8 protein-coding genes are annotated in these 9,224 nt (G+C 71.8%); 4 read left to right on the top strand and 4 right to left on the bottom strand.

Annotation, left to right across the window (positions count from 1 at the left end):
- The first annotated feature begins 3 nt into the window (after window positions 1-3).
- Together AMYNI_RS0121505 and AMYNI_RS0121500 are read left to right on the top strand one after the other, a co-directional pair.
- Window positions 4-792 carry a MerR family transcriptional regulator gene (locus AMYNI_RS0121505; protein WP_020670121.1) on the top strand — a complete coding sequence of 263 codons (789 nt, stop codon included), beginning with the start codon at window positions 4-6 and terminating at the stop codon, window positions 790-792.
- A gap of 143 nt (window positions 793-935) precedes the next feature.
- Window positions 936-1,349 carry a PPOX class F420-dependent oxidoreductase gene (locus AMYNI_RS0121500; RefSeq protein ID WP_020670120.1) on the top strand — a complete coding sequence of 138 codons (414 nt, stop codon included), beginning with the start codon at window positions 936-938 and terminating at the stop codon, window positions 1,347-1,349.
- On the opposite strand, the gene AMYNI_RS0121495 is transcribed toward AMYNI_RS0121500, so the two are convergent.
- Window positions 1,346-2,236, bottom strand: coding sequence for a nitroreductase/quinone reductase family protein (locus AMYNI_RS0121495; protein ID WP_020670119.1), 891 nt, complete (start codon window positions 2,234-2,236; stop codon window positions 1,346-1,348). The genes AMYNI_RS0121500 and AMYNI_RS0121495 overlap by 4 nt on opposite strands.
- Before the next feature lie 195 nt (window positions 2,237-2,431).
- Complete coding sequence (locus tag AMYNI_RS0121490) at window positions 2,432-5,575, bottom strand: AfsR/SARP family transcriptional regulator (RefSeq protein ID WP_026360740.1); 3,144 nt, start codon at window positions 5,573-5,575, stop codon at window positions 2,432-2,434.
- 122 nt (window positions 5,576-5,697) lie between these two features.
- Between AMYNI_RS0121490 and AMYNI_RS0121485 the strand changes: the two genes are divergently transcribed.
- Window positions 5,698-6,588, top strand: coding sequence for an NAD(P)-dependent oxidoreductase (locus AMYNI_RS0121485; RefSeq protein WP_020670117.1), 891 nt, complete (start codon window positions 5,698-5,700; stop codon window positions 6,586-6,588).
- Window positions 6,589-6,631: 43 nt separating this feature from the next.
- Here the strand turns inward: AMYNI_RS0121485 and AMYNI_RS0121480 are convergent, their stop codons facing one another.
- Window positions 6,632-7,216, bottom strand: a complete 585-nt coding sequence (locus tag AMYNI_RS0121480; protein ID WP_020670116.1) for a TetR/AcrR family transcriptional regulator — start codon at window positions 7,214-7,216, stop codon at window positions 6,632-6,634.
- A 77-nt stretch (window positions 7,217-7,293) separates the two neighbouring features.
- On the opposite strand from AMYNI_RS0121480, the gene AMYNI_RS0121475 reads away from it, so the two are divergent.
- A complete protein-coding gene (locus tag AMYNI_RS0121475) occupies window positions 7,294-8,262 on the top strand; it encodes an SDR family NAD(P)-dependent oxidoreductase (protein ID WP_020670115.1) in 969 nt (322 codons plus the stop codon).
- Here AMYNI_RS0121475 and AMYNI_RS0121470 read toward each other — a convergent pair.
- Window positions 8,243-9,193, bottom strand: coding sequence for a pirin family protein (locus tag AMYNI_RS0121470; protein ID WP_026360739.1), 951 nt, complete (start codon window positions 9,191-9,193; stop codon window positions 8,243-8,245). The genes AMYNI_RS0121475 and AMYNI_RS0121470 overlap by 20 nt on opposite strands.
- Window positions 9,194-9,224: the final 31 nt, after the last annotated feature.

Below are 9,224 nucleotides of genomic sequence, written 5' to 3'. Positions count from 1 at the left end.
CGCATGGTTCCCTCGACCAACGGCGTCACGATCGGCCAGGCGGCGGCGTTCGCCGGGGTCACGGTGAAGACCGTGCGGCACTACCACCAGCACGGGCTGCTCGCCGAACCGCGCCGCGACAGCTCCGGCTACCGGCGGTACGGATCGGCCGACCTGCTGCGGCTGGTCCAGGTGCGCACCCTGGCCGCCGCCGGCGTACCGCTGGCCGAAGTCGGACCGCTGCTCGACGCCGACACCGAGCAGTTCGCCGCCGCACTCACCGATGTCGAACGGCGCCTCACCGAGCGGATCGCCGACCTGATCGCCCGCCGCGACACCCTGCGGCAGCTCGCCGACGGCGACCGGCTCCTGCTGCCCGGCCGCGCTCTCGCGATCCTGGACCGGCTCACCGAGCTCGGCTTCGATCCCGACTACACGGCCGGCCAACGGGAAGCCATGGTGCTGGCCAGGGCACTGGCGCCGGAGTTCTTCGACCTCTTCCTGACCCAACTCGAACACCGGCTCGACGACCCCGAGTTCATCGACCTCACCAAGCGCGGCTGGGACGCGCAGTCCTGGGACCCGGACGACCCCCGGATCGACGAGCTGGCTTCCGCGCTGGCCGACAACCTGCTGGCCAACCGCGAGCTGCTGGCGATGCCGGCGGGTTACCAGCCCCGATCCGACGACGCCAGCCGATACGGGCTGATCAACCACCACCGCGAAGGCCAGGCACCGACGAGCTGGGCACGGCTCAACGCGCTCGTCGAGGCCAAACTGCGCTCCGCGGGCGTACCCATCCCGTACCAATGACAGCGAGCGGCATCATATTGGGAATTAGCGTCGGCAGGTCCGCGCGGAAAACCGCGATCAAAGCGCTTTTCGCAGCTGTCGATCCGCGCGTGGCGTGTTCGTATAGCTGGTGAAAGCCTTGTCCCAGCGAAGGAGATGCCGCCATGTCGTTCACCGACGAAGAGATCGCGTACCTGCGAGCACAGCCGATCGCCAGGGTGGCGACCGTGGGCGGGGGCGAGCAGCCTGACGTGGTGCCGCTCGCGTTCGAGTTCGACGGGACGTGCTTCTGGGTAGGCGGGAGCGGGCCGTCGGTGGCCGGCACCCGCAAGTTCCGCAACGTGCTCGCCGGGCACGGGAAGGTCGCGCTGGTGGTGGACGACCTGGTGTCGTTCGAGCCGTTCATCGCGCGGTGCGTGCGGGTGTACGGCGAGGCCGACGGGCCCGTGGAGCGGAGCGGGATCGCCGGCCCCGGCCTGTACCTGCGCATCACCCCGACCATCTCGTGGAGCTGGAACATGGCGGGCGAACCCGTCGGCGACACCTGGTACGAGCCGAGGCGGACGGTCCACGGCTAGAACTCGGGTGCCGGGCCCATCGCGTTGAGTGCGGTGACGACGGTCCTTTCCTCCCAAGCGAAATGGGCTTCCAGCTCGGCCGCCAGGCGGTCGAGTTCGGCGCGGAGTGCAGCGGGGTCGCTCTCACCGGGCCGGTAGCCGTCGACCAGCCGCTGGATCTCCGCCTGCAGCCGCGCCACCACGGCGTGTTCTTCGGAAAGCTTCGCCAGTGCCGGAGCGAGCGCGGGGAACCGCTGCGCCAGCATCGGGAAAGCACCCAGTTCCTCCCCGGTGTGGTGCTCCTTCAGCGCCTCGCAGAAGGTCAGGCAGTGCGTGCGCAGCTCCTGCGCCAGGCCGGGCGGCGTCCGCTCGATCGCCGCGGGATCCGCGTTCAGCTGGCGGCGGAGGTCGGTCAGCTCCTGCCGCAACCAGTCGTGGCTTTCCACCAGGAAATCGCCGAGGCCCCTGACCCGGTCGGCGCCCGGTTCCACCCGGTGCAGGGTCACGACCGGAATGGTCCGGGTGGTCTTGGCCTGGTACTCGCCGAATCCAGGGTCTCGCCGCACCACTTCCGCGAATAGCGCATCGCGTTCTTCCCCGGCCGGAATGGCCGCGATCGCCGGATAGGTCTCGGTACCGGTTTCGACGGTGACCATCGGGTTCTTCCGAATGTTGTGGTACCAGGCCGGACTGGCCGGCGCACCCATCGCGGACGCGACGACCAGCGGCTGCCCGTCGATTTCCAGATAGCCCAGCGGGTTCGTGCGGCGCAGGCCGCTCCTGGCGCCGACGGTGGTCAGCAGGACCAGCGCCCAGCCCTCGAACATGCCGCCGACTTTGCCGCCGTTGGCGCGGAACTCCGCAATTACCTGCCGTTGAAACTCGGTGAAACCATAATTATCGATCATGTAGTCCTCTCCTGGTCGAATCGACGATCGGAGCGCGGACACCCATGAACCGGCATGAGAAAACCCCCTGAAGAGGGATGCCCTACGCGGGAGATCATGCCGATCTCCGGGTGGCAAAAGAAAAGCCGCTACCTCCACGCATAGGCCCATAGGGGGCTCATCGGCAGATTAGCACGGGATTCGCGGGAGTCGCAATTATGCTTCGAACGCGGCGGTGAAGGCGGTTTCGCCGATGGCGGCCACGACCACCGCGGTGATCCGGTCGACATCGCCGCGTTCGGCCGGGGGCAGGGGCGCGTGCACGGCCGCACGGGTTGCGGCGGCGGCGCCCAGCAGCCGCGCGGCGTCGGCGAACCGGCCGGCCAGCGCGTGCGCACCGGCCATGCCCTCGTGGGCGAGGGCGACGGCACGGGGGTCGCCGGTGGCGCGTGCGGCGGCCAAACCTTCTTCGTGCAGGGAAAGCGCGGCCTCCGGCTCGCCGCGGAGTTCGGCGACGAAGCCGAGTTCGGCCAGGATCAGCGCGGCGCCGGGATCGCCATCCAGCTCGCGGCACCAGTCCAGCCAGCTCCGCAGGTACGACTCGGCCAGGTCGAGCTTGCCTTGGCGGCGGGCACCGAGGGCGAGCCCGAGCTCGGCGAAGTGTCGCGCGGCCAGGTCCGACTGCTCGACCGCGAGCCGCCGGGAGCGTTCATGCAACCGCTCGGCCAGCGCAGGGTCGCCGTCCAGCAGCGCCGTCCGGCCGAGCCTGGCCAGCTGATGGGCGACCTCGTGCCAGAGCCCGAGTTCCTCGGCGATGCGCAGCCCCTCCCGGTGCAACCGGCCAGCCAGCCGGTAGTCGCCGGTGATCTCGGCGAGCGTGCCGAGGTTCTGCTTGCCCTGCAACCGGCCCCAGCCGTCGCCGAGGTCCTCGAAGATCGCGGCGCTCTGCTCCCCGTCCCGTTTCGCGGCGGCCAGGTCACCCGTCGACATCGCCTGGGTGGATCGCACGGCCAGCGCGGCCGCGATCCCCCACCGGTCCGCCACCGCGCGGAACCCGGCGAGCGCGCTGTCCACCAGCCGGCGGCTGACCGCGGGATCGCCCATGCCCCACTGCGCGTAACCGAGGAACCACTCCGCCATCGCCAGCCCGCGCGGATCGTCGACCTGCTCGTAGCCGGCCAGCGCTTCCCTGCCGCGCTCCAGCAGATCCGTGCCGGTGACGGTGAGCATCGCGATACCGGCCAGCCAGGACACGGCCGAGGCACAGGTGGCCGAAGTCTCCCCGCCGCCGTTCTCCGCGGACAGCGCCGTGACCAGCGACCGGCGGGCCTCGGTGAGCCGGCCGCGCAGGAGCCAGTACCAGGCCAGCGCGGCGACCAGCCGCAGGGCGAGCGCGGGTTCGGCGCCATCGAGCGCGGCACGCAGGTTCGCGGAATCGGCGTCCAGCCGCTTCAGCCACCGTCCCTGTTCCGGGCCGCGCAGCCGCGACTCGGCCCGCTCGGCGAGTTCGGTGTAGTACCGGTGATGCCGCTGTCGCACCCGGTCGAGCTCACCGGCCTGCTCGAGCCGTTCGGCGCAGTACGCGGCCACCGACTCGAGCAGCCGGTACCGCGGCCCGTCCTCGCCTTCGACCGGGACGACCAGCGACCGGTCCACCAGCCTGGCCAGCAGTTCGAGCACGTCCCCCGGCCGTACCCCGGCACCGGCGCAGATCTCTTCGGCGGCGGCCAGTGTGCAGCTTTCCGCGACCACGGCCAGCCGCCGCAGCACGACCCGTTCGGCCTCGGTGAGCAGCTGCCAGCTCCAGTCGATCGTCGCCCGGAGCGTCCGCTGCCTCGCCGGCGCGTCCCGGTGCCCGGCGGCGAGCAGCCGGAACCGGTCGTCCAGCCCGGCCGCCAACCGGTGCACCCCCACCGCCCGCACCCGGTTCGCGGCCAGCTCCAGCGCCAGCGGCAGCCCGTCCAGCCGGCGGCAGATCGCGGCCACGGCCTCGGCATTGTCTTCGTCTAGCGCGAAACCCGGCGCGGCCGCGGCCGCCCGCGCGGTGAAGAACCGCACCGCGCTGAACCGCCGCAGATCCTCGGGCGCCGCTTCCCGGCCGGGCAGCTCCAGTGCCGGCACGTGCCACCGCAGTTCGCCGGCAAGGCCGAGCGGCTCCTGACTGGTGGCCAGCACCCGCAGTCCCGGTGCGGCCGCGAGCAGCCGCGCGGCGAGCAGGGCGACCGGCTCCACCGCCTGCTCGCAGTTGTCGAAGACGAGCAGCGTCCGGTTGGCGCGCAAGGCATCCGCGAGCCGGTCTGGCAGCGGCACCGGCTTCGGGCCGAGCACGTCCCGGACGCCGAGCGCGGCCGCCGTCACCTCGGTCACCCGGTCGCCGCCGGTCCGTCCGGTGAGGTCGACGACCCAGACTCCGTCGGGAAACTCGCCGGTGAGCCCGGCCGCGGTGGCCATCGCCAGCCGGGTCTTGCCCACCCCGCCGGGGCCGACCAGCGTGACCAGCCGGTGCGTGCCGAGCGACGCGCGCAGATCCGCGACCGCTTCGTCCCGGCCGATCAGGTCGCCGAGCGCGACGGGCAGGTTGGTCCGGGGCCGCACCGCGACGGGTGGCGCGGCCAGTTCTGGATCCTGCGCCAGGATCGCCCGGTGCAGGGCCAGCAGCTCCGGACCGGGTTCGACGCCGAGCTCCGCGGCCAGCCTCGCGCGGAGGTCTTCGTAACCGGCCAGCGCCTCGCCCTGCCGTCCCGACCGGTACAGCGCGCGTAGCTGCAACCCGCGCAGCCGCTCCCGCAACGGATGGCGCGTTACCAGCTCACCCAGTTCACCGGCCAGCCCGCCGTGCCGGCCGAGCGCGAGGCGCGCTTCGGCCTCGTCCTCCACCGCGGCCAGCCGCTGCTCCTCCAGCCTGGCCGCGGTGGCGCGGGCGAACTCCTCGTCCTCGAAGTCGGCCAGCGCCGGGCCGCGCCACAACGCCAGCGCCTCCGCCAGCAGTTCCGCCTGCTCTCCTGGGTCCGCGCTCTCGCGCGCACGGGCGACCAGGTCCTCGAACCGATCCACGTCCACCGCGCCGGGCTGCACGCGCAGCAGATAACCCGGCGGCTGGTGCACCACCAGTTCCCGGCCGCCCGGCTCCGCGTCCTCCAACGCCCGCCGCAGCTGGGAAACCTTGCCGCGCAAGGCCGCGGCCGGATCGGCGGGTGGCCGCTCGCCCCAGAGGTCCTCGATCAGGCGGTCCGCCGACACCGGCCGTCCGCCGCGCACCAGCAGGCAGGCCAGCAGGGCGCGGACCTTCAGCTCCGGAACCCGTACCGGAGTGCCGTCCGCCGTCCAGACGGCCACCGGCCCGAACACCCCGAAACGCACGAACGCCACGTTACCGACCCGCAGCGGACCGGCACTCGATCCACACCGGACCGGAACTCGCCCTCGGCACAGTGGCGGTTGCTGGGGAGCGGCTCAGCACCGGAACACGAAGGAGAGACTTCATGACAAGGCACAACCAGGGCGGCCACACCCCGGTCACGGTGCTCGGCCTCGGGATGATGGGTGCCGCGCTGGCGAACGCGTTCCTGCGCAACGGCCACCCGACCACCGTCTGGAACCGGACGGCCGGCAAGGCCGACGGCCTGGTGTCCCAAGGCGCAACCCGCGCGGCGACGGTCGCCGACGCGGTGTCGGCGAGCCCGCTGGTGGTCATCTGCGTGACCACCTACGCCGGGGCGCGGGAGATCCTCGACCAAGCCGGGCACGGCGTCCAAGGCAAAACGCTGGTGGCGCTCAACACCGGCACGCCGCGGGACGCCGCCGCGACCGCCACCTGGGCCGCCGAGCACGGGGCGGACTACCTGGACGGGGCGATCATGAACGTGCCGCAGGCCATCGGCGATCCCGAGACCCTGTTGCTCTACAGCGGCTCCGAGGCCGCGTTCGGCGCGTACCGGCCGATACTGACCGAACTCGGCGGCGACGCCCACCACCTCGGCGGTGACCCGAGCCTGGCGAAGCTGTACGAAATGGCCGTCGGCGGCATGCTGATGCCGGCGCTGGTGGGCTTCCTGCACGGCGCCGCGTTGCTCGGCACGGCGAAGGCCGAGGCGAAGACGCTGATCCCGTTCACCACCAAGTGGCTGCAGATGGTCATCGACCTGCTGCCCGACATGGCGCGCGAGGTGGACGCGGGCGAGTACGCGACGGACGTCTCCGCGCTCGGCCTGTACCAGGAGGCGATCGTGCACGAGATCGAGGTGAGCGAAGAAGCCGGTGTCGACACCGGGTGGCTGCGTCCGCTCAAGACGCTCATCGACAGAGGAGTCGCCGCGGGCCATGGCGGGGACAGCTTCACCAGCGTGATCGAGCTGCTCCGGAAGCCGGTTTAGGACGTCCGGCCTGATCTTCAGGACACGCGTCCTGAAGATCAGGTCACCGGCTTTCGAGCAGTTCGAAGGCCGCGTCCACGGCGACGGCGAGCGCTTCCGGGTCGCTGCCGGCGAGCCGGTGACCCGCCTGATAGCAGGCCAGGCCGAGTTCGGGGGCGAGCGCGGCGGTCTGCTCGGAGGCACCGCGCGCGCGGAGGATCTCCCCGATCGCCTCGGTGAACCGCCGCAGTTTCCGGCCGCCGCGGTCGTGCAGCTCCGGGTTCTCTTCGAGCAGCCGCTCGTGCAGCAGATAACGCCGGGCGTCCCTGGTGGCCTCGGTGCACATCGCGGCGACCGCCAGCCGGATCTGCGCGAGCGCTTCGGCGAGGTCCGGGGCGTCCCGCCCCGGCAGCGCGCGGTGGCTTTCCACCAGCTGGTCGAGCATCTGCTGCTCGTCGGCGAAGACGACCTCCTGCTTGTCGCCGAAATACCGGAAGAAGGTGGTCCGGCCGACGTCCGCGCGATCGGCGATGTCGGCAACGGTGACCTCGGCGAAACCACGCTCGGCGAAGAGCTCGAACGCCGCTTCGACGATCGCTTCCCTGGCTCGTTGCTGCTTGCGCTCACGAAGAGGAGGACGTTCGGTCACGCGGCTCAGTGTAGACGACTGGAACGAGATCCTATACGGTACTGAGTACCAGTTGGGACCAAGTACCTGGAGTCGACATGAACGCACCCGCCCGCACTCTGCTGATGACCGGTGCCAGTCGCGGCCTTGGCCGGAAAGCGGCCGTACAACTACTTCGCGACCACCCGGAGCAGCACCTGCTGCTGACCGCACGCGGCGGGGACGGGCCTCGACTCGCGGCAGAACTCACCTCGGAAAGCGGCAATCCGAACGTCTCCACGATCGCCTGCGATCTCGCCTCGCTCGGTGACGTGCGCTCGGCCGCGGCCGAGCTCGGCCGCCGGCTCGACGCGGCGGAACTGCCCCCGCTCGGCGGCTTCCTCGGCAACGCCGGCCTGCAGATGACCTCGGCCACCCGCACCACCGCGGACGGCTTCGAAACGACCTTCGGGGTCAACGTGCTCGCGAACTACCTGCTGCTGCGGCTACTTCTCGGCCGCTTCGAGAGCCGGTCGCGGATCATCATCGTCGGCAGCGACGTGCACTTCGGCGACTTCAAGCACAACCTCGGGCTGATCCCCGCTCCCCGCTGGACCGACGTCGAGCGGCTCGCCGCACCTGGCACCGGCCGGGCGGCGGACTCCACCCGAGAGGGCCGCCGGGCCTACGCGACCAGCAAGCTGGCGGTGATCTACCTGGTGCACGCACTGGCGCGGCGGCTGCCGCCCGGCACCGACGTGTACAGCTACAACCCTGGCCTGGTGCCGGGCACCGGGCTCGTCCGCGACGCCGATCCGGTGTCCCGTTTCGTCGCCCGCACCGCCCTGCACCTGGTGCGGGCCACCCCGTTCGCGACGGGACCGGACGCGGCGGGGCGACTGCTCGCACGCACCGCGGCGGGACCGCGGCCCGGCGAGTCCGGCGGCTACCTCGATCGCGGCAGGCTCGTCGTGTCCTCGGCCGAGTCCTACGACGAGACGCGCGAGGAGGAACTCTGGACCGTGGCCGCGAAGCTCTGCGAACTTCCCGCCGACGAGCCGGCGGCGCTCAGCGGCGGCGGGGAGTGAGGCGCACCCCGGGCAGTTCCGGCGCCGGGATGCGGGCACCGTCGTGTCCGGGGACCAGTCCGAACCGGACGGGATCGTCGCTCTCCCAGTCCTCGCGGGCGGCGGCGATCTCCTCATGACTGCGGCCGACGAAGTTCCACCACATCACCAGATCGTCCGGGAACGGCAGGCCGCCGAGCAGGACGGCACGCGCGCCGTGCGCCGTGCGCAGGGAAAGCGTTTCGCGTCCGGTGCCGAGGTAGAGCAGCGGCCCCGGGGTGACGGTGCTGCCGCTGACCTCCAACTCGCCCTCGACGACCAGCACGGCGTGCTCGAAGTCCGGGCGCAGCGGGAGATGCGCCGCCGCACCGGCGGTGACCTCGACCTCGGCGCCCACCAGCGGGGTGTGCGTGGTCGCCGGTGAGACCACCGGCCCGAGCGCGCCCATGAACACCGTCGCGCGCAGCCCGTCGGCCTGGAACGCGGGCAGTTCGGTGTGCTGCTCGAAACCCGGTTCGATACCGGCCTGCCCGGCCGGCAGCGCCACCCACAGCTGCAGGGCGTGCAGCAGCGGCCGGTCGCCGGCGGAGAACTCGGAATGCGCGATCCCGCGCCCGCCGGTCATCAGGTTCAGCTGGCCGGGGCGCAGCAGCACATCGCTGCCGAGGCTGTCCCGGTGCCGGATCTCCCCTGCCAGCGGCCAGGTCACCGTCTGCAGGCCGGTGTGCGGATGCGGCAGAACCCGCATGTCGGCGCGCTGCGGGCCGAAGCGGTCGAGAAAGCACCACGCGCCAACGGTCGGCAACCTCCGCTGGGGCAGGACCCGCTCGACCTCGATTCCCCGGATACCGCCCAGCGGCACCGCCCTCGCGTCGAAGAACTCCGCGACCTGGCCGCCCTCGGCCGCCGACCGGCAGGGCGTCACGGCCGGGCTGGGATCGAGGTTGCTCATCGCGAGCACCTCCCGGCGTGCTCCACAATGG

This window comes from Amycolatopsis nigrescens CSC17Ta-90, assembly GCF_000384315.1.
Taxonomy (GTDB): Bacteria; Actinomycetota; Actinomycetes; order Mycobacteriales; family Pseudonocardiaceae; genus Amycolatopsis; species Amycolatopsis nigrescens.
The sequence above is the reverse complement of the archived record's forward strand: the minus strand, read 5'-3'. Positions and strand labels throughout refer to the sequence as shown.

Bases quoted from the DNA above. Each gene is read 5' to 3' on its own strand.
- AMYNI_RS0121505 (WP_020670121.1), top strand. From the start codon at position 4: ATGGTTCCCTCGACCAACGGCGTCACGATCGGCCAGGCGGCGGCGTTC.
- AMYNI_RS0121500 (WP_020670120.1), top strand. From the start codon at position 936: ATGTCGTTCACCGACGAAGAGATCGCGTACCTGCGAGCACAGCCGATC.
- AMYNI_RS0121495 (WP_020670119.1), bottom strand. From the start codon at position 2,236: ATGATCGATAATTATGGTTTCACCGAGTTTCAACGGCAGGTAATTGCG.
- AMYNI_RS0121485 (WP_020670117.1), top strand. From the start codon at position 5,698: ATGACAAGGCACAACCAGGGCGGCCACACCCCGGTCACGGTGCTCGGC.
- AMYNI_RS0121475 (WP_020670115.1), top strand. From the start codon at position 7,294: ATGAACGCACCCGCCCGCACTCTGCTGATGACCGGTGCCAGTCGCGGC.
- AMYNI_RS0121470 (WP_026360739.1), bottom strand. From the start codon at position 9,193: ATGAGCAACCTCGATCCCAGCCCGGCCGTGACGCCCTGCCGGTCGGCG.